We start from the raw sequence: 26,080 nt of genomic DNA, 5'->3' as shown, positions 1-26,080 counted from the left end.
CATGGATTTCACAATGAGAGGCCGTGTGTGCAGGCGACCGTGATCGAGGCGCTCAGCCGAGTAGTCTATTTCAGCGCGTTTGACGAGCCGCGGCGGGCGCAGCTCGCCGAGCGGATGATCCGCCAGCACTACCTCCCCGGCGAAACGCTGTTCCTCGAAGGCGATCCCACGCTGGGCATGTGGATCATCGAGCATGGGCGTATCAAGATCTTCAAACTCAACCCCAACGGCGAAGAACATGTGCTGCGCTTGCTCGGCGACGGCGATACGTTCAACGAGATCGGCGCGCTGGATGGCGGCGCGAATCCCGCCAACGCCGGGGCGCTCAGCGAAACAACGATGTGGGTACTGCCCTCCGCCGTGCTGCAAAACCTGATCGCCACCGATGGCGCGTTTGCGCTCAAAGTGGTGCAGGTGTTGAGCGGCAAGGTGCGCGGTCTGGTCAATCAGATCGAGAACCTCACGTTGTATTCAGTGATGACGCGCCTTGCGCGGTTTCTCCTTCAGCAGGCCGCCGACCCGTCGCTGAGCGGCCCCGGCGTCACCCGCGCGACCATCGCCGCGCATCTGGCGACAACCCCACAGACGGTCAGCACCACGCTCCGCGATCTGGAAGCGGCGGGCGCAATCCGCTTCGACCGCCACATGATCGTGATCACCGACGAGCGCATCCTCCGTTCCATCGCCATGCTGTAAGCCGCGTTTTTCTCATCTTGACTTCAGCTAGCTGAATTACAGCGATCCACGTCAGCTTTATTCTGAGTACATCTTGGTTTAAAGCATGGGGAGCTTGTCATGCAGCAAATTGATGTGCGCACGATTGCGCCGCGCCAGCGTCATCCACTCATTTTCTCGACCTTTGATAGTTTGGCGGTGGGCGAGTCGTTCGAACTGGTCAACGATCACGCGCCCACGCCGCTGTACTACCAGTTTCTCCACGAACGTGCCGATCAGTTTGATTGGGCGTATCTCGAAGAAGGCCCGGAGACGTGGCGCGTGCAGATCACCCGTACAGCGGGTGCCACGAGCGCGTAATCCCCATGACTATTGACATGTGGATGCCCCAAATTGACGCGCGGTTGTGCAATGGCTGTGGTGCGTGCATCACGGCTTGCCCGACCAAGGCGTTGGGGTGGCTGGACCAAAAAGCCGCGTTAATCAACCCGGATAAGTGCATCTACTGTGCGACCTGTGAGTCGCTGTGCCCGACCAACGCGATCGAACTGCCGTATCTCGTTGTCAACGCGACGCAAATTACCTCTCAAGGAGACCATGATGAATAGACCGATTCAGCCGACCTTTGGCGCGCTGATTTTGATTGTGTGTGCTGTGCTGTGCGTGTCGATTCTGCCAGTGAGCATTCAGATTGTGCCGCGCTCGGTTGAAGCGCAGACCACCCCCGCGGCGAGTTCCGCGCAGACCGAAGACCTGCACACGGTCAGTGAGACCACTCAGGTGGTCGAATACACCCTGCGCACGGTCATCGGGCAGAACCCGCCGATGGCGTTCCAGGGCGTAGGCGGCAGCATCGACGGGCAGATCAACCCGACGCTGACCGCGAACGTCGGCGATACCGTGCGGCTCACCGTCATCAACGGCGATCCTGTGCTGCACGACTGGACGCTCGAAATCCTGAATGTGACCACCGGTCAACTGCTGGAAGACGAGCAGTCGGTCACGCTCGAATTCACGCCGACCGAACCGGGTGAATTCACGTACCTCTGCAGCGTACCCGGTCATCGCGATATCGGTATGCATGGTATTTTGCAGGTGACTGGGACCGCCGCCGCGAGCGAACAAGCTGCTGAGGCCGTTCCGGCACTCGCGCAAGCCGAGCCGACCGTCCAGCCTGCCGCCGCCGATGCGGTGTCGATTGTGCGTGACCCGGCAGATGTGCCGCCTCCGGTCGGCGACCGTGACCCGATGACCCTGCGCGTCGATTTGACCACGCAGGAAGTGACGGGCGTCCTCGCCGACGGTACGACCTTCAACTACTTCACGTTTGACGGCAAGATCCCCGGGCCGATGCTGCGCGTGCGCGTTGGCGATACGGTCGATTTCCACCTGGGCAACGCGACGGACAGTCTGTTCCCGCACTCCATCGATTTGCATGCGGTGACGGGTCCCGGTGGCGGCGCGGTCTACACGCAGACGCTGCCCGGCGGCGAAACCTCGTTCACATTCGAGGCGCTGAACGTCGGCATCTATGTCTATCACTGCGCGACGGCGAGCATTCCGCACCACATCAGCTCCGGCATGTACGGCCTCATTCTGGTCGAGCCGCCCGGCGGTCTGCCCCCCGTGGATCGCGAATTCTATGTGATGCAGGGCGACATCTACACCGATCAGCCGTTCGGCACCGCCGGGCACCTGAACTTCGATATGAACGCCATGAGCCACGAAGACGCGACGTATCTGGTCTTCAATGGCGCGGTCGGTGGGCTGACGAGCGATGAGCATGCGCTCCGCGCCAATGTCGGCGAGACGGTGCGCATTTACTTCGGCGTGGGCGGCCCCAACTATACGTCCTCCTTCCATGTGATCGGCGAGATTTTCGACCGCGTCTACACGGAAGGTTCGCTCACCAGCCCGCCTGCTCTCGATGTGCAGACGACGATGGTGCCTTCCGGTGGGGCAGCGGTGGTCGAATTCACGGTTGATGTGCCGGGACGTTACATCCTCGTGGATCACTCGCTGAGCCGCTTGGAACGCGGTTTGGCCGGGTATCTGTATGTCGAAGGTGACGAGCAGCCCGCCATCTATCACGGTGAAGGCGCGGCGAACATGGCCGGGCACTAGAAGTCACAGGGGGTGAAAACCCCTCGCCGCAGCAGAAGCGAAGAGACGTAGGCGCAGGGGAGGGCTTGCCCCTCCGTCGGGAAGTTGGTTGGGACGAGGCTTCCCTACGAATACAAATTTCTGGTTTGGACGCGATTTGTGGCTCCGCAAATCCCGAAACCGATCTGCAACCCGGAGGTGTCGCATTATCCCGAATCACCCCGCACCCCTGCCTTGCTGCCCGATTCTGTATCCGCTTAGTCAAAGGAAACGTTTGTGCCGCAGCTTGTGCGCTGGACGATCAAAACCGCGCTGATTCATTTTGTGGTGGCGCTTGCATTGGCGACGCTCACCGCGTTGCAGCCTGTGCTGGGACTCGATCCGCGGCTGCAAGCGCTGCGCCCCGTGTACCTGCACTATCTCATGGTCGGTTGGGTAACCCAGTTGATCATGGGCATCGCCTATTGGATGTTCCCTAAGTTCAGCAAGGAACGTCCGCGCCGCAGCGAGACGGTCGCGTGGGGCGTATATACCGCGCTCAACGCGGGTCTGATTCTGCGCGGCTTCGGCGAACCGCTGGTCGCGTGGCAGCCGGAACGCGGGCTCGGATGGCTGCTAGCGCTGTCGGCGGTGTGTCAGTTGGTGGCGGCGTGGGGGTTCATCTTCAACACGTGGAGCCGGGTGAAGGAGCGCTGACATGCCGCGATTGAGCGTGTGGATGATCCGCGCGGCGCTGCTCGACTTCGGCGTTGGTGTGACTTTGGGCGCGCTCCTGCTGTGGAACAAGGGCTTGCCGTTCGCGGGTGCGATCTGGCGGCTGCTGCCGATGCATCTCGAACTCGTGCTGTTCGGGTGGATTTTGCAGTTGGCGCTCGGCGTCGCCTTCTGGATTTTGCCCCGTTTCACCGGAGCGGCGCGGTTTGGCAGCGTGCGCTGGGCGTGGATCGGCTTTGGCTTGCTGCAAGCGGGGATTGTGGCCGTCGCGCTCGGATCACTGGGCAGTGACACGTTGATCGCGCTTGGTCGCCTGTTTGAAGTCGGCGGCTCGGCGGCGTTTGCCGCATTGTTGTATCCGCGCATTAAGCCCTTTGGCAGCGCTTAATTGGTAGTCATCAAGGAGACTTGCACATGTCGTTGACATACCGTTGGTTTGAGAACTTAACAGCCGTGGTCGGTGAGATTGCGCCAGACAGCATCACCAGCCGCACGATCTATCAGGATGAGGCGATCAAAGTGATCGTGTTTGGCTTCGCCGCCGGACAATGCCTCTCCGAGCACACGGCGTCCATGCCCGCGACCATTCAGATTTTGTCGGGCGAGGGCACGGTGAGCATGGGCGGGCAAGAGCATCCGGTCAAGGCGGGCGCGTGGTTTCACATGGATGCGCAGCTCCCGCACAGCGTCAACGCGGCGACCCCGCTGACCATGCTGCTGATTATGGTCAAAGCGCAGCGGCAGGCGAGCACCTGATGACGGCGGTTCTTTTTCGGATGCGCCCGCTGATCACCCGGCTGCTGATGCTCACGCTGGGCGGGGGCGTGCTGCTCGGTTTATGGGCGGCGCTCCAGCGCTTAGGCTGGTCGGTGCCGACGATCAGCGCGCCGCTCGTCGGCATTCACGGTTCGCTGATGATCGCCGTGCTGGGGGCGCTCGTCGCGCTCGAACGGGCGACGGCGCTCACCGCCTTGGATCGGCGGCACGGTTGGGCGTATCTCGCGCCTGCGGCTACGGCGTTCGGCGCAGTCATGCTGATCATCACCGGGGCGACTCCGTTCGCGCTCGGCCTGGTCACGCTGGGCAGCGGTGGCATGGCGCTGATTTTCGTCGTGATCCTGCGGCGGCATCTGGCGCTCTACACGCTGACGATGGCCTTAGCGGCGGCCTGCTGGTTGGTCGGCAACGGGCTGTGGTTCAGCGGACAGCCTGTGTATGCAGTCGTGCATCTGTGGATCGGCTTTCTCGTGCTGACCATCGTCGGCGAACGGCTGGAACTCTCGCGGGTGCGCCGCCTCACGCGCCGCAGTCAGCAGTTGTTCGCCGGGGCGGTGCTGCTGTTCCTGATCGGTCTGGTGATCAGTGTCTTCACACTGGATTTGGGCGCGCGGGTGACCGGACTCGGCGAAGTGGTGTTGGCGCTGTGGCTGCTGCGCTATGACATCGCCCGGCGGACGGTGCGCGGCACAGGCGTGACGCGCTACATCGCCGCGTGCCTGCTCATCGGTTACGGTTGGCTCGCCGTTGGCGGGGTGCTGGGCATGGCCTTTGGCGCGACCTATGCCGGTTTCAACTATGACGCTTTCCTGCACGCCATCCTGCTGGGCTTTGTCATGTCGATGGTGTTCGGGCATGCGCCGATCATCATCCCGGCGTTGACGGGCAAGACGGTTCCGTTTATGCGCGGGTTCTATCTGCCCTTGGCGACGCTGCATGCCCTGCTGCTGGTGCGCGTCCTCAGCGATCTGGCCGCATGGACGCCCGGACGCATGGTCGGAGGGTTGTTCAATGTGATCGCCGTGCTGCTGTTTCTTGGCGCATTGTTGTTCGCGGCCCTGGGTCAGCAACTGATGGAGCGGCTGCGTCCGCATACGGCCTCGGCGTAAAGCGGCTACTGCTTCCAGAAGCCGAGGTGGACGGCGAGCGCTTCCTCTTCGAGCACCGGGCCGATCACCGCCACGGGCCGTCCGCCGGAATTGAGCACACGTTCGGCGGTCAGGGAGAGGGTTTTCTCCGTCGTGCCGTCGACCAACTGCGTGAGCCTAGCTGCCGAGAGGCCGAAGATCACGCGTGAGATGCCTGACCAGTAGATCGCGCCCGCGCACATGGCGCACGGTTCGGTGCTGGTATAGAGCGTCGCGGCGGCGAGTACATCGGGCGCGAGCTGGCGCGATCCGGCGCGGATCAGGTTGGTTTCGGCATGCCCGGTGAGATCGCGCTCGGTGATGACCGTATTCTCCGCTTCGACCAGGATGTTTCCGTCCGCATCGGCGAGCAGTGCCCCGAAAGGGTGGTTGCCATGCTCGCGAGCGGTCGCCGCCAGCGCAATCGCCCGCCGCAGCAGAGCGCGATCTGTCTCACTGATTGACATGTGTTTCTCCAATTCGACCTGCATGAACGCGCGTCATTCTACCGCAGATTCGCGGGTCGCTGACGCAAACAGGCGCGGCGATCATCCCTGATCGCCGCGCCTGCTAACCGGATTTACGCGGATCTACGTTGAAGATTCCGGCGTGGCCTCCGGAGTCACCGGGGTCGTGCTGGGGTCGCCCGCGGGCGGGGTCATCCCATCGCCGCCATGCCGACCACCACGACCACCGCGTCCCATGTTGCCGCCATCCATACCCGGCATGCCCTGACCATCATCCATGCCGCGACCGAAACCGTGTCCGGCAAGGGCATCACCCGTGAGCGTGACTTCCGCGTCCGCCCGCGTCACCACGACGCTGAAGGTCGGGCTGCCTGCCGCGGCCAGTTCGTCGCGCAGCACCGACAGATCGAGATTCGCGATGGCCTGCCCGTTGATGCTCACGATCACATCGCCGACTTCGAGACCCAGCACATTGCCGTCGTCGTCAATGGCGCTGACGGTGTAACCCGCGTCGCTGACTTCAATGTCCGCATCGAGCAGCCGTTCCGCCGCGGCTTCGGGATCAGCGGCGTAGCCCATGCCGCCACGCTGTCCGCCCATGTTCGCGTCACCGCGCCCAGATGATTCGCCGAGCGTCACTTCCACCGACTGCGCCGAGCCATCGCGTTCAATGTCCACGCTGACGACATCGCCGGGGGCGGCTGCCCGCACAAGGTCGCGCAGTTCGCTGGCCGTGGTCACGGCCGTGCCATTGAACGCCGTGATGATATCACCTTCGAGCAGCCCGGCCGCTTCCGCCGCCGAACCGCTGCGCACGCTGGCGACGACGATCTGTCCGCTGCTGTCGTCCGCGATGACGCCCAGCGAAGCGCGCGTGGTTACAGTCACAGCCTGCGTGACGGTCGTGTCGGGGGTTTCAGTCGCTTCCTGCGCGAAGAGCGCGCCGGCGGTGACCGTCGAGAGCGCGATGCTCGCGCCGAGTAGAATACTGGTTAACTTCTTCATCGTTTTCATCTCCTTCAATCGTGTCCGTTACAACTACACTCTTAGACTAATCTGTCTTGCCGATCTCATGGTTATCCCTGACTCAAATATCCTTAAATCGACCTTAAGTCGCTCGTAAGCGGTTATTTTTGGGCGTGGGCGGCTTCAGTGGTATGCTGATGAGAGCACGCGCTCGGCTGAATGGGGCGCGTGTTGGCTGGAACACCGCTGTGCTGCCTGCACTGCTGATCACCCCAACCGACCGCTGTTCGCGTGCTGCCCTAGCACGGCGGTTGGCTTCAGTTCTGGCCCGCGCCGATTTTCCTCAGTGGCAGCCAAAGCGAGACCCGCATGATTATTCAAGTCCGTCAATTGTCGAAATCGTTCGACTACTACACCAAAGAGCTCGGCCTCAAAAACTCGATTCGCAACCTGTTTGCCCGCAAAAAGCTGACCAAAGCCGCCGTGAGCGACATCTCGTTTGAGATCGACGCGGGCGAAATGGTCGGCTTTTTAGGGCCAAACGGCGCGGGCAAGACGACCACGCTCAAGATGCTGTCCGGCATTCTGCACCCGACGAGCGGCACGGCCTCCGTGCTCGGCTACACGCCGTGGGAGCGCAAAAAAGCCTTCAAGATGCAGTTCGCCATCGTCATGGGGCAGAAGAATCAACTGTGGTGGGACTTGCCCGCCAATGAGTCACTGTACCTGAACAAGTGCATCTACGAGATTGATGATAAGACCTACGCGGCGACGCTCGGTGAGCTCACTGAACTGCTCGACGTGCGCGACCTGCTCAACGTGCAGGTGCGCCGCCTGTCGCTGGGCGAACGGATGAAAATGGAGCTGATCGCCGCGCTCATCCACAAGCCGCGCCTGATCTTCCTCGACGAGCCGACCATCGGCCTCGACATCGTGTCGCAGAAGAAGTTCCGCGAGTTCTTCAAGTACTACAACCAGCAGGAGCGCGCCACCATCATCCTGACCAGTCACTACATGGAAGATGTGAAAGACCTGTGCAAGCGCACCATCGTCATCAACGAGGGGCAGATTGTCTATGATGGCGACCTCGCGCAGGTCAACGACGTGTTTGCGCAGTCCAAGCTAATCAAGGTGCAGCTCTCCGCGCCTGTCAGCCCGGAAACGCTGGCGGCGTTCGGTGTGGTGCGCGAACACACTGATCTCACGGCGACGCTGCAGGTGCCGCGCGCCGCGCTCAAAGAATCGTCGAAGATCATCCTCGATCAACTGCCGGTGACCGACTTCACCATCGAAGACATCCCGGTCGAAGAGGGCATCGCTGAACTGTATCAGCGGCGGGCAGGGCAGCATGTTCCAGCGTAATGCCCTGCGCAAATACGTTGTCACCTTTGAGTTGGGCTTCGAGACGGCGCTCGAATATCGCCTCAACTTCGCCATCTCGCTGATCAGCGCGGCGTACCCCATCCTGATCCAAACGTTCCTGTGGACAGCCATTTATCAGGCGTCATCCGAACAGGTGTTGTTCGGCTATACCTATCAGCAAATCATCGCCTACACGCTGCTGGCAGGGTTGGTCGCGCGCATCGTGCGCACCGGCTTCGAATACGAGATCATGCAGGATGTGAAGACGGGGAAATTCAGCAAGTTCCTCGTGCAGCCGCTCGGCTATTTCGCGTATCGCATGGCGGACTTTCTCGGCCAGAAGGTGCCGAACCTCGTCATGATTTTCGCCATCATGATCCTTATGCTGATCGGGCTGAACGCCGTCTGGGGCATCTCGGTCGAATTTGGACGCATTCTGCTGTTTCTGGTCACGCTGGCGCTGGCTGTCGCGCTCAACTTCGTGATCTTCTACTGTGTGAGCGCGATTGCCTTCTGGATCGTCGAAATCGGCTTTCTGTTCGAAGGCGTGCGCATCGTGATCATCCTGTTGAGCGGTGGCATCTTCCCGTTGGAAGTGTTCGGGGAGACGTTCGTGCGCATCACCGATCTGCTGCCGTTCAAGTACACGGTCAGCTACCCGATCAATGTGCTCAATGGCAAAGTTGCGGATGTCGATATTCTGCCGCACATGCTGGTTCAATGCTTCTGGATCGCGGCGTGCGCGCTGCTCGCTCGCGGACTGTGGCGCATCGGCAGTCGGCGGTTTGTCGCGGTGGGAGGCTGACATGCTCACCAGTGTGTTCCGCGAAATCAAAGAGCATGTGCAGATCTATATTCTGTTCATCAAATTCAGCGTCATGGCGCAGATGGAGTACCGCTCCAACTTCATCGGCAACCTGGCCATGGAGACGGGCTATCTGTTCGTCAAGTTGTCGTACATGGTGGTGGTCTATCGCGCTGGCGTGACGATCAACGGCTTGTCGCCGGATGAGATTTTGCTCTTTAGCGGCACGTTCATCATGCTGACCGGGTTTTATGCCGGGCTGTACATGATCAACAACTTCACGTTCCGGGGCAAAATCGTCAACGGTGACCTTGACGTACTGCTGACCAAACCTGTCTCGCTCCAATTCATGGCGACGCTGCGCCATGCCGATCTCACGCTGTTCGGCGTCGACGTGATCGCGGGGCTGCTCGTCGTCGTCGTGGCGTGGGTGCGCTTAGGGCTGCCCGTGACGTTCGCCACGGTCGGCGGGTATACGCTGTTCGTGGGGATTAGCTGTGTGGTCGGCTACTGCCTGTTCTTCCTGCCGCAGATTCTCTCGTTCTGGATGATGAACACCAGCGCCATCGCCGAAATCACCGACTCCTTCTGGGATATCAACAGCATGCCGATGGGCATCTACAACGATGGAATTCGCTTCGTCGGCGTGTTCGTGCTGCCCGTATTTGTGATCACCAACTTCCCGCCGCTGGTCGCGCTGGGGAAGATGCCCGTGCCGTATGGCGTGTGGTCGCTGATGCTGCCATTCGGACTGCTGTTCCTCATCCGGGTGGTGTGGCGCAAGGGGCTGCGGCGCTACAACAGCGCCAGCAGTTAACCCGACAAGCGATCCCAAAACTCAGAGCGAGTCTAGGGATCGCTTGCCCCTAATTGTTGCTGCTGAGGGACAGCGCGAAGAACGCATCCAGCACGAGCGGTGTCTCGTCGTCAGCTAAGACCAGATCAGTGCCGAGGATATCGCTCGCGCTGTTGGCGCGACCGCGTCCCGTGCTGACGAGCGCGAGATTGACGTTCGCTGGATTGCCGATAGAGGCCAAGGGCAGCAGCACTTCGATGACCGACTCACTTCCCGTCATGGTCGCCGCGCCGCCCGTAAAGCCGATCTCCGTCCATTCCCCATCGCTCCACATATTGAGCGTGTAGCTGGCGCGGACGCTGCCCCGTTCCTCGGTGATCTTGATGTCAAGGCGGTATTCGGGTGCGTAGGGTTCGGCCACCGTGATCGGGCGGCGGCCAACATCGACATCCGCGCCCTGATCATCCCCGGTCGTGTCGAGGTAGAGCAGATAGCTGCCGCGATTGCTGAAAACATCGCCGCCGACGGTGATGGCTGTGTAGATCGCGCTGTCATCGGCGCGGGCGTAGAAATCGGTTACGTCGAGCGCGTCCACCCCATTGAGGACATCGTCGGTGCCCTCCGTCACCAGCGGAGCGCCGTACTCCGGTTCGATCACGCCATCGGGAAGGCTGGCCGGATGCAGGTAGTTGTCTTGCAGGAAGTCGATGCCCGGCAGAACTTCGTTATCGCGAGTGAAGTCGAAGACGGTCGCGTTTTCCCAGTGCGATCCCTGTCCCCAGCGCGTCGAGCATTCCGTCGAGACCCACGCGGGTTCCCAGTAGACGACGCCGAGCGCCCCATTGTTGATGAGCGTTTGCGTGAGTTCGGTCATGAACTGGAGCTGACCCTCCGGGCTGAAAGGATAGCCGCGCAAGCCTTGATCGAGCACGTTGTCGGCGCTGTCGCCCGCGTCTTCGCGTGTCCAGCCATAGCCCGTCTCGACGACCATCACGTCTTTGCCGAACTGCTGGCGCAGCGCGGTCACCTGCGCGCCCATGTCGCCAATCGAGAACGTGCTCCACTGCGGATAGTAGGATACGGCGATCACGTCAAAGTCGGTGATGCCCGCTGCTTCGGCCTGCGTGAACCACCACCCGGTGTTCTCCGGTTGCGCGACGTGCAGCATGATTAGCACGTTGTTCCCCGTGTCTGCGCTGAACTCACGGACAGCGCGAATTCCGGCGTTGAACATGCGCGCATCATGTGCCCAATTCTGATCGCTCCCCCGTTTGAGGATGCCGCCGTTGGTCTCGTTACCGATCTGCACGAACGCCGGGACAAGATCCGCTGCCGCTAGTTCGGCCAAGACATCGGTGGTGTACTGGTAAACGGCGTCGGCGAGGGCGTCATCGCCTAAATCCGCCCACGCTGCCGGGATGCTCTGCGAGCCCGCGTCCGCCCACGTATCCGAGTAGTGGATGTCGAGCAGGGTCGCCATACCCGCATCCCGGGCGCGGGTGAAGGTGCGCTTGACATCATCAAGCGTGCTGTACTCCGTCCAATCAGGGTTGTGCCACAACCGCGCGCGGACGAGCGTCGCGCCGTGCGCTGCGAACAACTCGAATGGGTCGCGCTGCTCGCCGTTTTCGCGATAGGTTGCGCCGCAGTCTTCCACTTCGTTGACATACGAGAGATCCACGCCGAAATAGAAGGGGCGCTCGTCGGCTTGCGCGAAGGCGAAGGTCGGCAGCAGCAAGAGGAGCAGGAGCACCAATGTCGCCACCCCTCACCCCCGACCCCTCTCCCACGCAAGCGGGGAGAGGGGAGACGTTGCGAGCGCTGTTTGCTCCCCTCCCTGAATTCGGGGAGGGGCTGGGGGTGGGGTCGGCACGATTCGCTTGTTTTCGCCTCATTCATATGCATTACCCCTTGACCGAACCAGCGGTCAGCCCGTCGATCACGTATTTTTGCAGCGGGATGTAGATCAGGATGATGGGGATGGCCGCCAGTACCGCGCCCGCCGTGATCATGCCGAAGTCCTGATCGAAACGGTCGGTCTGGAACAACTGCAAGCCGACCATCACCGTGAGGTTGTCCGAGCTTTTGAGCAGCACGCGCGCGATCACAAAGTCGCCGTAGCTGGCGATGAAGGTCAGCACGCCAATGGTGATGACGATGGGCGTCATGATGGGCAGGATGATGTGCCGAAACGTTTGCCACGGCGTCGCGCCGTCCACCAGCGCCGATTCGTCCAGTTCAATGGGGATGCTGTCGATGTAGGCTTTGACGAGCAGCACGTTGATGCCCATTGACCCGGCGACGTAGATGCAGATCAGCGCGGTGTGTGTGTCGAGTCCGAGCGCCTCTACGTACATGCCCAACTGCTGGAGCATGGAGAAAATGGCGACCATGCCCAGAATCGACGGGAAGACGTTCAGGATGAGGATCGCGTTCATGAAGGCCTTGCGCCCCTTGAAGCGGAAGCGCGAGAGCGTATACCCCGCGAGGCACGTCAGGAAGACAGTCAGCAGCGTGGAGATGGTGGCGATTTTGAGCGAGTTCAGCAGCCATGTCAGGTAAGGGAAGAATTCATTGGTGATGAGTTCTTCATAGTTGATCAGGCCGGGGTTTTGCGGGAAAAAGGTGCCGCCGATCAGCGATTTGGCCGGGTTGAGCGAGGCCGATACGACCCACAGCGCGGGGATGACCGCGAACAGGATCAGAATGATGGCGACGGCGTAACGCAGCACATAGCCGAGCAGCTTGCGCGGTTCGGGCAGCTTGACAGGTTGGCGGCGGGTAGTGGGATAGTCGCGCACGTGCGTCATGGTTATTCCGCCTCCTTGAAGACATTCGTAAAGCGCATCTGGATGAGCACCAATCCGACGACCAGCACGAACAACATCACCGTGATGGCGGCGGCGAGGCCGTAATCGGTCACGTTGGAGGTGACGAAGGCCAGACGGTACACAAATGAGATCAGGATGTCAGTGTGCCCCATCGGCACAATGGTATTCGCCATCGGCGGGTTGCCGTAGTTGAAGATGTAGATCACGTTGAAGTTGTTGAAGTTGAACGTGAACGACGCGATCAACAGCGGCATGACGATGCGCAACAGCAGTGGCAGCGTGATGTTATACAGCTTGCTCCAGCCGCCCGCGCCATCGACGACCGCCGCATCGTAGATTTCACTGGGAATCGAGCGAATCGCGCCGGCGGAGATTACATAGAAATACGGGTAGGACAGCCACACGTTGACCATGACGACCGCAAAGCGCGTCCAGAATGGGTTCTGAAACCACGCGGGCGAACTGCCGAAAATCGCTTCCAGCACGGGGGCGACAAAACCGAGATCTGGGTTGAGCATGCTGCGCCAGATCAGGATGGAGATGAGCACGGGAATCGGCCACGGGATGATGAGCAGCGCGCGGATAATGCGCTTGCCGGGTAGATTCTCAAACAGCAGCGTCACGACGAGGCCGACGACGAAGCTGATGAACACCGAATTGAAGGCGAACAGGATGTTCCAGATGAGCATGCGGAGCAGCGGTTCGCGGAAACCGGGATTGCCGAGGAAGTCCTGAAAGTGGCGAAAGCCGATGAATTCGATGTAGCCAATGGGCAGAGTTTCGCCTTCGTCCGATGTGAACGTGCCTTCAACGGGGCGGTAGATCGTCCCTGTTTCCTGATCGAGGATGGCATCTTGGGCAGCATCGTAGTGGTATTTGGGCTGTAAGGCGGCCGCTTCGCGCAGTGACCGGATGCGTACCGTATCGGGCGGCGCGCCGAAGTCGATGGCGCTCAACTGGCTGATGATCGGCACGGTGCGATTGACCGGGAGACGCTCGTAACCGTCCAGTGTGGCCGGGATGCCGTTCTCGTCGAGTTCGCCGACGCCCGCCGGAGCAGGTTGCAGCGGTTGACCGGGCACAGCCAGCGCGCCGTTGCCGTCACTGTCGATCAACCACAACGCGTAGGAGCCATCGGTCGCCGTGAACGCCGCCCACTGATAGGTCTGGCCGCCGTCCGCGAGATACAGTTCGGTTTCGAGGCGCGAGATCGCCTGCTGCTTGGACATCAGGTGGCCGCTGCCCATGTTGGTCACGCTCAGGTAGAGGGTGTAGAGCAGGGGGTAGAGCGTGAACAGCAGCGCCAGCGAAATGCCAATCGCTAGCCAGCGCAGCGGCGTGAACTGTCGTCGCGTGAAGACCAGCGCCAGAAACACGGCCATCGCGCTCAGGGCGGAGGCCAGCGGAAACAGCCCATCCGCGATGAAACGCGTGATCAGCCACAGCATCCCGGCGAGGAATGCGCCCAGCAGCACGAGATGCAGGCTGTAGGTGGTTCTCGGAATCAGCAGCGAGACTTTATTCATAGAGGCGAACTCGCAATCAAAAAAGGAGAACGATTTTGTTCGACGGGGCGCATGGGGTGCGCCTCGGGTTGATTATGGCGTATTTATTGAACGTCGGGGCGCACGACCGTGCACCCCGACAATCTGAAACCAGAGGAGGTTATGACCCTTCAACCTGCGCGAGAATTTGTTCGACTGCGCCATCCAGCGCCGCCTGCGGTTCGAGTTCGCCCTGAGCGACCAGTGCGCCCGCATTCACCCACGCATCCCACACATAGCCCATCGCCGGGATGGACGGCATCGGCTGCGCGCTGATGCCCGCCGCGTTGAAGCCAGCGGTGTTCGGGTCAGTCGCGCTTTCGAAGATCGACTGCCACGCCGACGGACGCGGTTCGGCGTCGAAGATGGCCTGGAAGTGTTCTTCAGTGGCGAGGAAATCAACCGCGAAGACCTGCGCCAGCACCGCGTTGTCCTTGTTGGCGTTGATCACCAGACCCTGCACGCCGAGGAACGGATAACCGGGCTCGCCACCTGCTTCCGCCGCCGGGAACGCCGAGATCGCGTAGGGGACGCCAGCGGTCTCGAAGCGGTTGATCGCCCACGGGCCGGTCATGATGAAGGCCGAGCGCCCGGTTTCAAACTGAACGTGCGAGGCTTCCCAGTCCACGTTTTCCGAGACTGCGCCGTCGTCGATCATCTGCTGAACCCACGTCAAACCCGCGACCATGCCTTCGTTGTTCAGGCCGATGTCGTCGGTCGTGAAGTTGCCGTCGGCGTCGCGCCCAAAGATGTAGCCGCCGAAAGACGTGAAGAGCGGGTAGGTGTTGTAGGTGAGGTCGGGCAGGCCAATGACCGAGTCGACTGCGCCGCTGTCGAGCAGTTCCGCGCCCACGCTGGCAACTTCATCCCATGTTGCTGGAGCGTCCGGCACGAGGTCAGTGTTGCGGAAGAAGCCAATGTTTTCGACCGCGAGCGGCACGCCGTAGAGTTGGCCGTCATAGGTGAAGGCATCGACCGATGCGGGCAGGAAGCTCGCCGCTTTGTCGCCGAGGTCAATCGGGAAGGCCGCGCCGTTTTCGACAATCGGGCCGAGGTTGTCATGCGGAATGATGATCATGTCCGGACCTTCGCCGGAAGCTGCGCCGAGGGTCATGGCGTTGCGGATTTCGCTCAGGTCGACGACCTCGACGACCACCGGGACGCCGTATTCGGCTTCAAAGTCCGCGCCGAGCTGCGTGAGCACTTCCAGACGGCCGTCATCATAGACCCATAGTGTCAACTGCGTGTCTTGGGCGGCCACGCTGCTGCACAGCGCGACGACGAACAGCAAAACGAATAGGCGGCTAGCGAGAAAAACAAACTTCGTCATCCTGTTGATCTCCTCAAAAAAGGCACACGTTGTTGATCAAACCTGCGCAATATTTGCTTGTCAACACGTGTTGACTACTCATGTTGATTTAGTATAGACTTGACTTGTTTTAAAAGTCAAGCAGTTCGAATGACTTATGAAAACGTCAGTTAGGGATAAAACGGCCGTCTGTAATTACTGCTACGTGACTGCCATTCGTATCCGACCCCACCCCCGGCCCCTCCCCGAATTCAGGGAGGGGAGACAGATCCCCCCTCTCCCCGCTTGCGTGGGAGAGGGGGCAGGGGTGAGGGGGATGAGTTCGATACAGAGCGCTATCTGATCACCTTATCCCTAACTCACATTACGAAAAAGACCTTTTCCAGCACCCTTTCAGGACTTCAGCATGCGAATTCTGCACCCTCTCAATCAGGATTGGTGGTTTGCCCCGGTCGCGCTGCCCCTCGACGCGTCGGACGACCACTTCACGCCTGTCACTCTGCCGCACAGCAACAAGCTGTTCACACGCTTATCCGTCGACAACGCGGACTATCAGTTTGTCTCGACGTATCGCCGGTGCTTCATGCTGCCGGAGGTCACGGCGGGGCAGCAGGTGTTCGTTGATTTCGATGGCGCGCTGCTGGTAAGCACGGTCTACGTCAACGGTGTGTTGGTTGGCGAGCACAAGGGCGGGTATACACCGTTCTCGTTCGAGATCACGCGGCATGTACGTGTCGGCGAGAACCTGCTGACCGTGTACGTCGACGCGACTGAGTCGCCCGACGTGCCGCCCTTCGGCGGGCAGGTTGATTACCTGACGTTCGGCGGGCTGTACCGCGAAGTGACGCTGCGCATGGTCGATCCGTGCCATATCACCAGCGTGTTTCCGCGTCCGCGGAACGTGCTGACCGCGCCGGGATTGGAGTGCGATATGCGCCTCGCGGAGTGGTCGGACGGGCTGCGCGTCGAAGCGGCGTTGACGGATGCGCAGGGGCAAGTTATCGCCGTTCATCAGACTACTGTGTCGAGCGCGGCGTTTACGCTGACGTTCCCTGCACTCGACGGGATCGCGCTGTGGACGCTGGAGCAGTCGACGCTGTACACGCTCACGGTCACGTTGTATGCAAGCGCAAAGGCTGTGGATCAGTTGGCAACGCGCTTCGGTTTTCGCAGCGCCGAATTCTCCCCGGATGGTCAGTTTTATTTGAACGGTCAGCCGCTCAAGCTGTTTGGCCTCAACCGCCACCAGACGTACCCATACATCGGCGCGGCGGCGCCTGCGCGCTTACAGGTGCTGGATGCGGACATCCTCAAACACGAGTTGGGCTGCAATATCGTGCGCACGTCGCATTACCCGCAGTCGCCGCACTTCCTCAACCGCTGCGATGAGATCGGCTTGCTGGTCTTTGAAGAACTGGCGGGCTGGCAGCACATCGGCGATGCGACATGGCAGCAGTTGGCGTTGTGCGACCTGCACGCGATGATCGAACGCGACCGCCATCATCCGGCGATCATCCTGTGGGGCGTCCGCATCAACGAGTCGCCGGATGATGACGCCTTCTATCAGGCGACCAACGCACTGGCGCGCTCGCTTGACCCCACGCGACCGACGGGCGGCGTGCGGACGTTTCTGGACAGTAATTTCCTCGAAGATGTGTTCACGTTGAACGACTTTCCGCCGGGCGTGCAGCAGCCGCGCGTGCGCCCGCACCTCGTGACCGAGTTTGTCGGGCACATGTTCCCGACCAAAACCTGGGATCACGAAGAGCGGCGCGTCGAGCATGCGCTGCAGCATGCCCGCAAGCACAACTTGCAGCGGGGACACCCGGACATCGCCGGGGCGATTGGCTGGTGCGCGTTCGACTATCACACGCATAAAGAGTTCGGCTCCGGCGACCGCATCTGCTACCACGGCGTGATGGACATGTACCGTTTGCCGAAGTTGGCGGCGCATTTCTATCGCAGCCAGAAAGATCCCGCTGCCGAGATCGTGCTGCACGCGGCGACCAACTGGACGATGGGCGACCGAAACGGCGGCGGCAACAACCCGCTGACAATCTTCAGTAACTGCGACGAGATCGAGGTGTGGATCGGCGACGAAGCGCAGGGGCGTTTGCGTCCAGATGTGGAACACTACCCACACCTCACGCATCCGCCGTTTACGCTGCGCTGGCCGGAACCGTATAACCCGTGGGGCACGCGGTTCCGCGATTTGACGGTGCGCGGCTACCTGAACGGCGTCGCGGTCGCCGCGCAGAAAATTGACGCGGGGCACGTGCCAGTCGCGCTGCGCCTGTGGACGCACACCGAGTGCCTACGCGCGGATGGCGCGGACATGGCGCGCATCGCCGTGCAAGTTGTGGACAAATATGGTAATGTGCTACCGTATCAAACGCGCCTCGTCACCTTCACAGTGACGGGCGAGGCCGATCTCATCGGCGCGAACCCGCTCGTGCTGCTGGGTGGACAGGGCGCGTGCTTCGTCAAGGCACGGCGGACGAGCGGGCAGGTGATCATCCGCGCGACAGCCGACGATTTACCAGAAAGCCAAATCACGCTGAACATCAGCGACTAAGCGGTCAACGATGACGGAACAAACTCCAGTGACACAAGAGGACGTGGCGCGGCGGGCGGGGGTCTCACGCTCGGTGGTGTCCTATGTGCTCAACAATGGCCCGCGCAAAGTCTCCGAGGAGACGCGTCAGCGTGTGCTGGCGGCGATCAACGAATTGGAGTATCGCCCCAACGAGTTCGCACAGCGGCTCAAGCAGGGCAGCGATGCCGTGCAGAATGCCATCGGCATTGTGACGGGCGGCAAGGGCTATAACCTGATCGAGCGCCCGTACTACAACATGATCCTCTCCGGGCTGTACGATTACGCTTACCAGCAGCACCAGCAGATCACCTTTCTGGTTTACTGGGACGCGCTGCACGACCCGATCTTCTTCAACAAGCACATCCACGAGCAGGAAATTTCATCGCTCATCCTCATTCTGCCGTCGCTGATTCCGCAGGCCAAGAAGGATCAGTCGCTGCTCGATCAAATGGTGGCGCGCATTCCGAGCATCGTGAGTCTGGAAGAGATGGTGCGCGACTTGCCGACGGTCGGTATTGACCGCGCCGCCGCCGCGCACACGGCCATGAGTCACTTGATCGGCTTAGGGCATCAGCGCATCGTGTTCATTGGTCTGAATGATCAGCGGGTCACGGGACATCGACAGGCGCTGCTGGAACACAATCTCCCCGTTGATCCCACGCTGATCGCCTTCCTCGAAGGCTCTTCCGCTCCAACCGGGTCGGCCTACAACATCACCACGCGCTTTCTAGAGGACAGGGTCGACTTCACGGCGATCTTCACGGCAACGGATGAAGCGGCCATCGGCGCGATTGCCGCCGTCAAAGACCACGGGCTGCGCGTGCCGGAAGATATCGCCGTCGTGTCGATTGACAATATTGAATTGGCGAGCATGGTGCGTCCCGCGCTCACGACGGTCGATATCCCGAAGCACATGCTGGCGCGGGTGGCGATTCAGTCGCTGCAAACGCAGAAGGCGTTCCCCGGTCAGTCGCAGGTCTCGACGATGCTGCCCACCAAGCTGATTATCCGCGAATCGTGCGGAGCCAACCGCGCCCCGTAAACCGTCTGCTACAATAGGGCGCGTAGTCAGAGGGAGAGCATGACCTCAACGCGTCTTCAAGCACTTGAACGGCAGCGCCAACGCCTGGATCGGCGCCTGCAGCAGTTGGAACGATACAGCCGCTGGTACTCGACTGCCCGCGTGATCAGCGCTTTTACGCTGATGGTCGCGGCGGTGCTGGCGCTCACCCTCCCCGATTCGACGCCATATTGGGTACTCACTGGGGCGGTGGCGGTGATGTTCGTCGTGTTGGTGGCGCTGCACAACCGGCTGAATGAGGGCGTCCGCCGCTGGCAAACGTGGCGCCAGCTTAAACTTGAGCACAGCGCGCGGCTGACCCTCAATTGGGCGGCGCTGCCGCGCGCGCAGGCGCACACCGCGTCGCCGGAACACCCCTTTGACCTGGATCTCGACGTGACAGGGGATATCTCCCTGCATCGCCTCTTGGATACGACGGCCACCCGTGACGGCAGCGACCGTTTGCGCGGGTGGCTGCTGACCACTACGCCCGAGCCAGACGTGATTCGCGCGCGGCAGACGCTGGTCAAGGCGCTAAAACATCTACCTGTGTTCCGCGACAAACTGGCGCTGTATGGGCGCGGCAGCAAAACGCTGATCGCCCGCGCGCTCGGCTGGCTGGACGGGCAGAATCGCGTGCATTCCCGTGTCCTGACCGGCTTGCTGGCATGGGCGCTGATCAATGCGCTGCTGTTCGTCGGGCACGCAGTCGGCGCGCTGCCGCCGCTGTGGCAGGTGACTATCCCGCTGTATTTCATCGTAAACCTGCTGGCGCTGCGCGGAGCGGGTGATATTTTCGCCGACGCGCTGGCGGCGCGCGAGACGGTCGAACGGTTGGACGCGATCTTCCGGTTTCTCGAAGCGGATCGCGTGGGCGGATCGCCGGAGCTGCGGACGCTGTGCGCGCCATTTCTGGATCGGCAGAACCGCCCGACACGGCAGCTCGCGCTCATCCGGCGTGTGCTGATCGCCGCCGGGCTGCGGTCGAACGCGGTGCTGTGGCTGCCGCTGAACCTCGTGCTGCCGTGGGACATGCTGGTCGCGTGGGGGCTGGATCGCGTACGCGGTCGGTTGGCGCGGCTCATGCCACAGTGGTTGGACGTGTGGTTCGAACTAGAGGCGCTCTGCGCGCTGGCGACCTATGCCGATCGGCACCCGGCGGCGGTGTTTCCGAACCTGACGACGGAACCCTGCTTCGAGGGAACAGCGCTGGGGCATCCACTCATTCGCGCCGATATTAAGGTGCGCAATAATTTTCAGTTGGCGGGCAGCGGCCAATTAGTGATCATCACCGGGTCGAATATGGCGGGCAAAAGCTCGTTTTTGCGCACACTGGGACTCGCGTTGTGCATGGCGTACGCGGGCGGAGTGGTTGATGCGACGGCGCTGACCGTCGCGCCATTTCGACTGTTCACCTGCATCCGCGTGACCGACTCGGTGACGGAGGGCGTATCCTACTTCTATGCGGAGGTCAAGCGCCTGCGGGCGCTGCTGGATGCGCTTAACATGCCATCACCCTATCCGCTGTTCTACCTGATTGACGAAATCTTCAAAGGGACGAATAACCGCGAACGGCTGATCGGCAGTCGATCCTATCTGCGCGCGCTGACGGATCAACCGGCGCTGGGCGTGGTCGCGACGCATGACCTCGAACTGGTGCAGCTCGCCGATGAACTGCCGAGCGTGCATAACGCGCATTTCCGCGAGCAGGTGGTCGATGGGGCGATGATCTTCGATTATCACCTGCGCCCGGGGCCGTGCCCGACGACGAACGCGCTCAAGATCATGCGCTTGGCGGGGCTGCCGATAGAAGAGAGCGGCGAGATAAATAGAGGGTAGGGGCGCACAGCCGTGCACCTTTCATGGGAATTCCAGCCAAGCGGCTTCAGTTTGTGTGGAAGACCTCGTCCAGCTCGATCATGTTCTGATCGGGGGCGGCCGGTGAGCGAGGCTGCGAAGTTCTCGGCGGCTTCAAAAAAGCCGAACATCAGCCCGTACGCCGCCGGCATTTCCGGCCAGACCGCTTTGCGGGGCTGTTTGTATTCTGCCAGTTTATCTTTTTTGACTTGCAGCAAGAACCCGACCCGTTTCATGCGGCGTACCCGCCAAGCGTCGACGTTGATTGCTCAAGCGCTCGATTGCAACGGGCCGCAGCGCAGCGCGCCGCCCTTAATGCATGATTAGTCGAATATATGTAAGATGATTGTAAATCGACTTGACAAGGCGACGACAAAGACTACAATGACCTCGTCGATAGTCGACAGTCGACAATCTCCTACGAATTGTTATTCAAGGACTAACAACGTTGCAGAAAAATCTTTCGGGTGTGCCTTCACTGGCGCAGATCCAGAACAAACCGCTGCGCGACCATGTGTTGGACATGCTGCACACCGCCATCGTGAATGGCGAACTCAAACCGGGGCACACCCTCGTCGAAGCTGAACTGGCGGCGCAGCTCGGCGTGAGCCGCGCGCCGCTGCGGGAAGCCATCAACATTCTCAGCACGCAGGGGCTGGTCGAGGTGGTGCCGTACCACGGGACGACCGTGAAGACGCTGTCACGCAAGGACATCGAAGAATTGTACAGCGTACGCAGCATGATGGAAGAATTTGCCATCAAACACATCATACTAACGGCAAATACGTCGGCGGTCGTCGCCGATCTGCGCATGATCTGCGCGGAGATGCTCGAAGCGGCGGAGGCAGGCGATCTGCGGGCTGTCAACCAGATCGACCGGTATTTTCACGATACGCTGGTCGCATCGAGTGGCAACGATTTGCTGGTGATGCTGTGGAGCACGGTCTCCCTGCGCGTGCGACAGGTGATGTCACTGCGCAATCGCAGCAAAGGCGATCTGCATCAGATCGCGCGCAACCACATCGGCATCGTCGACGTGATCGAGCGGCGCGCGGTGGACGAAGCGGTGCGGCTGATCCACGATCACATTGGCTTGACGGGCGACTTCATCGCCGAGCACTGGGATGACGACGGCGACGCCGCCTCTAAAAACGGAGCGAATACCGAGTCGTCGTGACGACTCGCTGACTTTATTGAACCCTTCAGCAGGAGAGAGACAGAACATGGCAGCGCCTTTGATCATAGGCAACGTGTCCGTGATGCCCGGTGAGGCGAAGCGTGGCGGCATTCCGATTGGCGGTGATATGTATGCGCGGCAGCGCGAAATTCCGATCATCGTCTACCGGGGGAGCGAAGATGGGCCGATTCTGTGGTTGAACGGCGCGACCCACGGCGACGAGCCGGAAGGTGCGTTTTCGATCTTCAAGACGCTGGCGCAGCTCGATCCGCTGACGATGCGCGGGACGGTAGTGGCTGTCCCGGCGATGAATGTGCAGGCGTTCACAGCGGGCACGCGCGGCGATCCGCTCGACACGTTCTCGTATGACATGAATCGCATTTATCCCGGCAAGGCCGACGGCTACACGACAGATCGCATCGCGTGGGCGCACTGGCAGGCGATGAAGGACAACTGCGATTTGCAAATCGCCATTCATTCTGGCGGCGAACACTCGTATCTCGCGCATATGATCTTCGCGTCGGACAATGCCGTGAGTCTCGAACTGGCGGCGGCGATGGGGCCGAACTGGTCGTTGGTATTCCGCAGTCCGACCGGGGGCGGCAACCCGAGTTCGCAGTTGGGCGCGTTGGGTAAGGGCGGCATCACCGTCGAATTGGGCGGTAACTGCCGCACTCTGACGAGCGATTTCCACACAGTCGCCGATGATCTCGCGGCGGGGTATCTCAACGTGCTGCGCCACTACGGCATGATCGCTGGGGCGGCGGCCTATGCGCCGACGTGGCGCATGGGCTTCCAGATCGCGCTGCTCGCGCCCGCGACGGGCATGTTCGTCGGTAACCCGCAACTGCCATTCGAGACGACGATCCCGGCGGGGACGTTAATCGGGCAAATCTATGACTTGTATGGCGATGTGATCGCGGAACTGAAAGCGCCGCGCGATGGTGTGATCTTCGGCCTACGGTCGCGACCATCGGTGCTGGAAGGGCAGTGGTGCTGCTTTTTTGGCGTGATCGAGCAGACGGTCGACAACCTGATTCCGCAGCGCAGCTAACCGCAAAGACCCGGGCAGGCCATGCTGGTTGCCCGGGTCTTATCGACTCCGAATGATTTCTACTTGATGATGGGCAGCGTCACCGTGAAGGTCGTCCCCATGTTGATCTGACTCTCCAGTGCGATCGACCCGTTATGCAGCTCAATCGCTTCTTTGGCGATGCTCAAACCTAAACCTGTCCCTGAGATCGAGCCGACGTTGCCCGCGCGATGGAAGGGGTCAAAGAGCCGCGCCTGATCTTCTTCCGGAATGCCGATGCCTTCATCGGTGACGCACAGCGTGACATAATCAACGATGCGGTCGAGCCGGAGGCGCACCGGGCGGCCGTTCGGCGAGTACTTCAGCGCGTTGTGTACGAGGTTGCTGATGGCCTGACGCAGCAGGCGCTCATCGAACTGCGTCCGGATGCTCGGTTCAGTGCACGCATAGACCAACCGTCCGTGATACTCCGGCTGACTGGCAAATTCGGTGATGATGTTCACACACAGGTGACAGAGGTCGCCGGGCTGCGGCACGAACTTTACGCGTCCCGTTTGAATGCGCGATAGTTGGAGCACGTCATCCACAATCCCGGTCATATGGGCGACCTGCGTGCGGATGCGTTTGAGCCGCTCGTTGATCTTGTCGGCGTCCAAGCGATCGCGATAGAGCATGAGCGTCTCGGTCGTCGCAAGAATGGACGCCAATGGGGTGCGAAACTCGTGCGATGCCATCGAGACGAAGCGCGATTTCAGTGCGCCGAGTTCTTTCTCTCGCGCCAGAGTCTGCCGCATACTTTCTTCCGCGTGTTTACGTTCGGTGATGTCGCGGATGATGCACACGAGATTCTGCACCGCCGCGGTCGAACGATTCACTGGCGCAATGCTGATCTCGACCAGCCGAGGTTGATTGTGCGCGGGATTGACCTGCGTTTCGATGCGCAGCGTCTCATGGTTGTCCGCGGCTGCCCGCAGGATGGCATCGAGTTCGCCACCCGTGCCCGTCTGGAAGAAGGCCGAAAGCTGGCGATCCAGATAGTCGGCTTCCGTGAGGCCCAGCAGTGTATCAAACGCATGATTGGCCTGCTGAATCCCGTGGTCTATGTTGATCAGGACAATGCTGTCACCGCTGTGATCGATGATGGCTGCGATGCGGTCGGTGGTGTGCTGAAGCTGCGCCGTCCGTTCGGCGACGCGCGCCTCAAGCTGCTGATTGGCCTCCTGCAGGGCTGCTTCGGCTTGTTTCTGGCGGGAAATATCGAACCCGACGCAGTTGATCTCCTGAAAATGGCTGTTCAGCCCGGGGACAGCGCTGAATTCCCAGTGCGTCCACAGGGTGCTGTCGTCTGGCGTTCGCATCCGGATTTCCAGTTGAACTGGCTTACCGGTGATGTGCAGGCTTTCGCGAACGGCGCGCATCACCGTTTCGTGGTCGATGCTGTGAACCATGACCAGCGGTGACAGGCCGATCAGCGTTGGGGCGATCCACGCGAACTGCTGGCGGAAGCGCTCGTTGCAGTAGTTGATGTTGCCCTGCACATCGACGCGCAGATTGTAGGCCGTCGCCGAATTGACGAGGGAGCGGAGATAGGCTTCGCTTTGCCGCAGCGCTTCTTCCGAATTCTTGATCTGGGTGATATCGCTGGCGTTGATAATCGCGGCGGTCGTGAGTCCGTTCGCATCGCGCACGGGCTGCACGCTCGTGCGAAACCAGCGCATTTCCCCGCTGACCTGGCTTGGGCGTTCCGACACATAGCCAAAGCCCGTGTTGATCACCTGTTGGATGCCGCTGAGCTGGGCATCTGCGACGGGGAGCGGAAACAGGTCATGCATGCGCCGACCGACAATGGTCTCGGGCGTCAGTTGGAGGCTGGAAGCGGCAATCTGATTCGCATAGAGGACGGTCCCCTGCGCATCGTAGAGGGCAATGGCGGAGTCGGAACTTTCGATTAAGCTGCGGTACTTCTCCTCACTGGCGCGCAGGGCGGTTTCGGCCAGCTTACGCTCGGTGATGTCGCGCGCATTGTCGTTGATGCGAATCGGTTGGCCGTGCGCATTGTAGTTGAGCCACATCCGGCGATGCAGCCAGCGGATACTACCATCTGATCGCACCACCCGGTGATCAACTTCGGTGAAGCCGTCCCGCAGCCCGCGCTGCATGGCCGTGAGCGCCAGTTCGAAATCATCCGGATGCACGATTTGCCTGTAGAACGAACGGTCATCAAGGAAACGCGCCAGCGGATAGCCGAAAACATCCTCAACTGAGCCACTCGCAAAGATGACCTGATGATCTGGCAGCGAGAAGCACATCAAGGCGTCCTGCATCGAGTCCAGCACCTCGGCGAGTTCGACATTCACATCATGCTCGGCTGAGGGCAAGAGCGACGTGGATTTGGGCTTCGGGGCGGTAGGTTGGGGAGCTCGCAGTTCTTCGATGATGAGTTCCACCAGGTACGGCAGGTCGCTTGCCTCGACGACGCCCGCCGCGCCTGCGCGCATCAGTGCTGTCACAGCGTGGGCGGTCAGCGCGCCCGAGCTGACGAACAGCACAGGGGCGTGCGGCTGCAGCCGCTTGATCAGCCGTAGGGTATCGAGGGCGTTGGATGCCGAGATCCCCGCACATTCACAGATGACTAGTGACCAGGTGCGTTGGCGGAGGTGGCGCACGGCATCCTCCAGCGAGGCGGCGGACTGGCCGAAGAAGCCGCTGCTCAAGGTATGCCGCAGACGTTCGGCGAAATCGGACGACGTAAGCGCCGTGCCTACGAAGAGGAGGGACGGTTGTGCGCTGGGGTGGTACGAAGAAGTGGTCATCGGTGTCGTTTCTATGAGCTGATGCTGTGGACCGTTGACGAAATAGCGACTGCTACCGCTGGTGTTGG

At 61.0% G+C, this 26,080-nt stretch carries 24 protein-coding genes; 17 read left to right on the top strand and 7 right to left on the bottom strand.

Annotated features, from left to right (window positions below; all coding sequences use genetic code 11):
• The first annotated feature begins 27 nt into the window (after nucleotides 1-27).
• The 8 genes from IPK17_RS28995 to IPK17_RS28960 all read left to right on the top strand — a co-directional run bounded on the left by IPK17_RS28995 (nucleotide 28) and on the right by IPK17_RS28960 (nucleotide 5,378).
• Entirely contained in the window at nucleotides 28-696 is a 669-nt protein-coding gene (locus IPK17_RS28995) for a Crp/Fnr family transcriptional regulator (RefSeq protein ID WP_343421185.1), read from the top strand.
• Nucleotides 697-795: 99 nt separating this feature from the next.
• Nucleotides 796-1,035 (top strand): DUF2249 domain-containing protein, encoded by a 240-nt coding sequence (locus tag IPK17_RS28990; RefSeq protein ID WP_343421184.1) that lies wholly within the window; start codon nucleotides 796-798, stop codon nucleotides 1,033-1,035.
• A 5-nt stretch (nucleotides 1,036-1,040) separates the two neighbouring features.
• Entirely contained in the window at nucleotides 1,041-1,283 is a 243-nt protein-coding gene (locus IPK17_RS28985; RefSeq protein ID WP_343421183.1) for an ATP-binding protein, read from the top strand.
• Nucleotides 1,273-2,799 carry a copper-containing nitrite reductase gene (nirK, locus tag IPK17_RS28980; RefSeq protein WP_343421182.1) on the top strand — a complete coding sequence of 509 codons (1,527 nt, stop codon included), beginning with the start codon at nucleotides 1,273-1,275 and terminating at the stop codon, nucleotides 2,797-2,799. The genes IPK17_RS28985 and nirK overlap by 11 nt, the downstream gene beginning before the upstream one ends.
• Before the next feature lie 255 nt (nucleotides 2,800-3,054).
• Nucleotides 3,055-3,474 (top strand): hypothetical protein, encoded by a 420-nt coding sequence (locus IPK17_RS28975; protein ID WP_343421181.1) that lies wholly within the window; start codon nucleotides 3,055-3,057, stop codon nucleotides 3,472-3,474.
• A 1-nt stretch (nucleotide 3,475) separates the two neighbouring features.
• Nucleotides 3,476-3,880 (top strand): cbb3-type cytochrome c oxidase subunit I, encoded by a 405-nt coding sequence (locus IPK17_RS28970; RefSeq protein WP_343421180.1) that lies wholly within the window; start codon nucleotides 3,476-3,478, stop codon nucleotides 3,878-3,880.
• 26 nt (nucleotides 3,881-3,906) lie between these two features.
• The gene (locus IPK17_RS28965) at nucleotides 3,907-4,248 is read left to right on the top strand and encodes a cupin domain-containing protein (protein ID WP_343421179.1); all 342 of its coding nucleotides are present in this window, start codon (nucleotides 3,907-3,909) and stop codon (nucleotides 4,246-4,248) included.
• A complete protein-coding gene (locus IPK17_RS28960; RefSeq protein WP_343421178.1) occupies nucleotides 4,248-5,378 on the top strand; it encodes a DUF8744 domain-containing protein in 1,131 nt (376 codons plus the stop codon). The genes IPK17_RS28965 and IPK17_RS28960 overlap by 1 nt, the downstream gene beginning before the upstream one ends.
• A 5-nt stretch (nucleotides 5,379-5,383) precedes the next feature.
• Here IPK17_RS28960 and IPK17_RS28955 read toward each other — a convergent pair whose 3' ends face one another.
• The gene (locus IPK17_RS28955) at nucleotides 5,384-5,863 is read right to left on the bottom strand and encodes a nucleoside deaminase (RefSeq protein WP_343421177.1); all 480 of its coding nucleotides are present in this window, start codon (nucleotides 5,861-5,863) and stop codon (nucleotides 5,384-5,386) included.
• A 123-nt stretch (nucleotides 5,864-5,986) separates the two neighbouring features.
• Nucleotides 5,987-6,868 (bottom strand): PDZ domain-containing protein, encoded by an 882-nt coding sequence (locus IPK17_RS28950; RefSeq protein WP_343421176.1) that lies wholly within the window; start codon nucleotides 6,866-6,868, stop codon nucleotides 5,987-5,989.
• A gap of 330 nt (nucleotides 6,869-7,198) precedes the next feature.
• Between IPK17_RS28950 and IPK17_RS28945 the strand changes: the two genes are divergently transcribed.
• From IPK17_RS28945 to IPK17_RS28935, 3 genes are read left to right on the top strand one after another with little or no spacing between them, the layout of a single operon-like run.
• The gene (locus tag IPK17_RS28945; protein ID WP_343421175.1) at nucleotides 7,199-8,191 is read left to right on the top strand and encodes an ABC transporter ATP-binding protein; all 993 of its coding nucleotides are present in this window, start codon (nucleotides 7,199-7,201) and stop codon (nucleotides 8,189-8,191) included.
• Nucleotides 8,178-8,996, top strand: coding sequence for an ABC transporter permease (locus tag IPK17_RS28940; protein WP_343421174.1), 819 nt, complete (start codon nucleotides 8,178-8,180; stop codon nucleotides 8,994-8,996). Before IPK17_RS28945 ends, IPK17_RS28940 begins: the two co-directional genes overlap by 14 nt.
• A 1-nt stretch (nucleotide 8,997) precedes the next feature.
• Nucleotides 8,998-9,813 carry an ABC transporter permease gene (locus IPK17_RS28935; RefSeq protein ID WP_343421173.1) on the top strand — a complete coding sequence of 272 codons (816 nt, stop codon included), beginning with the start codon at nucleotides 8,998-9,000 and terminating at the stop codon, nucleotides 9,811-9,813.
• A gap of 49 nt (nucleotides 9,814-9,862) precedes the next feature.
• On the opposite strand, the gene IPK17_RS28930 is transcribed toward IPK17_RS28935, so the two are convergent.
• The 4 genes from IPK17_RS28930 to IPK17_RS28915 all read right to left on the bottom strand — a co-directional run bounded on the left by IPK17_RS28930 (nucleotide 9,863) and on the right by IPK17_RS28915 (nucleotide 15,497).
• Entirely contained in the window at nucleotides 9,863-11,545 is a 1,683-nt protein-coding gene (locus IPK17_RS28930) for a glycoside hydrolase family 53 protein (protein WP_343421520.1), read from the bottom strand.
• Between the two features lie 151 nt (nucleotides 11,546-11,696).
• Nucleotides 11,697-12,602, bottom strand: coding sequence for a sugar ABC transporter permease (locus tag IPK17_RS28925; RefSeq protein WP_343421172.1), 906 nt, complete (start codon nucleotides 12,600-12,602; stop codon nucleotides 11,697-11,699).
• A gap of 2 nt (nucleotides 12,603-12,604) precedes the next feature.
• Nucleotides 12,605-14,149 (bottom strand): ABC transporter permease subunit, encoded by a 1,545-nt coding sequence (locus tag IPK17_RS28920; protein WP_343421171.1) that lies wholly within the window; start codon nucleotides 14,147-14,149, stop codon nucleotides 12,605-12,607.
• 139 nt (nucleotides 14,150-14,288) lie between these two features.
• A complete protein-coding gene (locus IPK17_RS28915; protein ID WP_343421170.1) occupies nucleotides 14,289-15,497 on the bottom strand; it encodes a sugar ABC transporter substrate-binding protein in 1,209 nt (402 codons plus the stop codon).
• A 385-nt stretch (nucleotides 15,498-15,882) separates the two neighbouring features.
• Here IPK17_RS28915 and IPK17_RS28910 point away from each other — a divergent pair, with 385 nt between their 5' ends.
• From IPK17_RS28910 to IPK17_RS28885, 6 genes are all read left to right on the top strand, one after another.
• Nucleotides 15,883-18,051, top strand: coding sequence for a glycoside hydrolase family 2 protein (locus IPK17_RS28910; RefSeq protein ID WP_343421169.1), 2,169 nt, complete (start codon nucleotides 15,883-15,885; stop codon nucleotides 18,049-18,051).
• A gap of 10 nt (nucleotides 18,052-18,061) precedes the next feature.
• The gene (locus tag IPK17_RS28905; protein ID WP_343421168.1) at nucleotides 18,062-19,114 is read left to right on the top strand and encodes a LacI family DNA-binding transcriptional regulator; all 1,053 of its coding nucleotides are present in this window, start codon (nucleotides 18,062-18,064) and stop codon (nucleotides 19,112-19,114) included.
• A gap of 39 nt (nucleotides 19,115-19,153) precedes the next feature.
• Nucleotides 19,154-20,971 carry a MutS-related protein gene (locus tag IPK17_RS28900; RefSeq protein WP_343421167.1) on the top strand — a complete coding sequence of 606 codons (1,818 nt, stop codon included), beginning with the start codon at nucleotides 19,154-19,156 and terminating at the stop codon, nucleotides 20,969-20,971.
• A gap of 102 nt (nucleotides 20,972-21,073) precedes the next feature.
• The gene (locus IPK17_RS28895) at nucleotides 21,074-21,316 is read left to right on the top strand and encodes a hypothetical protein (RefSeq protein WP_343421166.1); all 243 of its coding nucleotides are present in this window, start codon (nucleotides 21,074-21,076) and stop codon (nucleotides 21,314-21,316) included.
• A gap of 121 nt (nucleotides 21,317-21,437) precedes the next feature.
• Nucleotides 21,438-22,166, top strand: a complete 729-nt coding sequence (locus IPK17_RS28890; RefSeq protein WP_343421165.1) for a GntR family transcriptional regulator — start codon at nucleotides 21,438-21,440, stop codon at nucleotides 22,164-22,166.
• Nucleotides 22,167-22,212: 46 nt separating this feature from the next.
• Nucleotides 22,213-23,220: a succinylglutamate desuccinylase/aspartoacylase family protein gene (locus IPK17_RS28885; RefSeq protein WP_343421164.1), complete on the top strand. Its 1,008-nt coding sequence runs from the start codon at nucleotides 22,213-22,215 to the stop codon at nucleotides 23,218-23,220.
• A gap of 59 nt (nucleotides 23,221-23,279) precedes the next feature.
• Here IPK17_RS28885 and IPK17_RS28880 read toward each other — a convergent pair whose 3' ends face one another.
• Complete coding sequence (locus tag IPK17_RS28880) at nucleotides 23,280-26,012, bottom strand: hybrid sensor histidine kinase/response regulator (RefSeq protein ID WP_343421163.1); 2,733 nt, start codon at nucleotides 26,010-26,012, stop codon at nucleotides 23,280-23,282.
• Nucleotides 26,013-26,080 lie beyond the last annotated feature (68 nt).

The sequence above is a fragment of the Candidatus Flexifilum breve genome, from assembly GCF_016713355.1.
The sequence above is the reverse complement of the archived record's forward strand: the minus strand, read 5'-3'. Positions and strand labels throughout refer to the sequence as shown.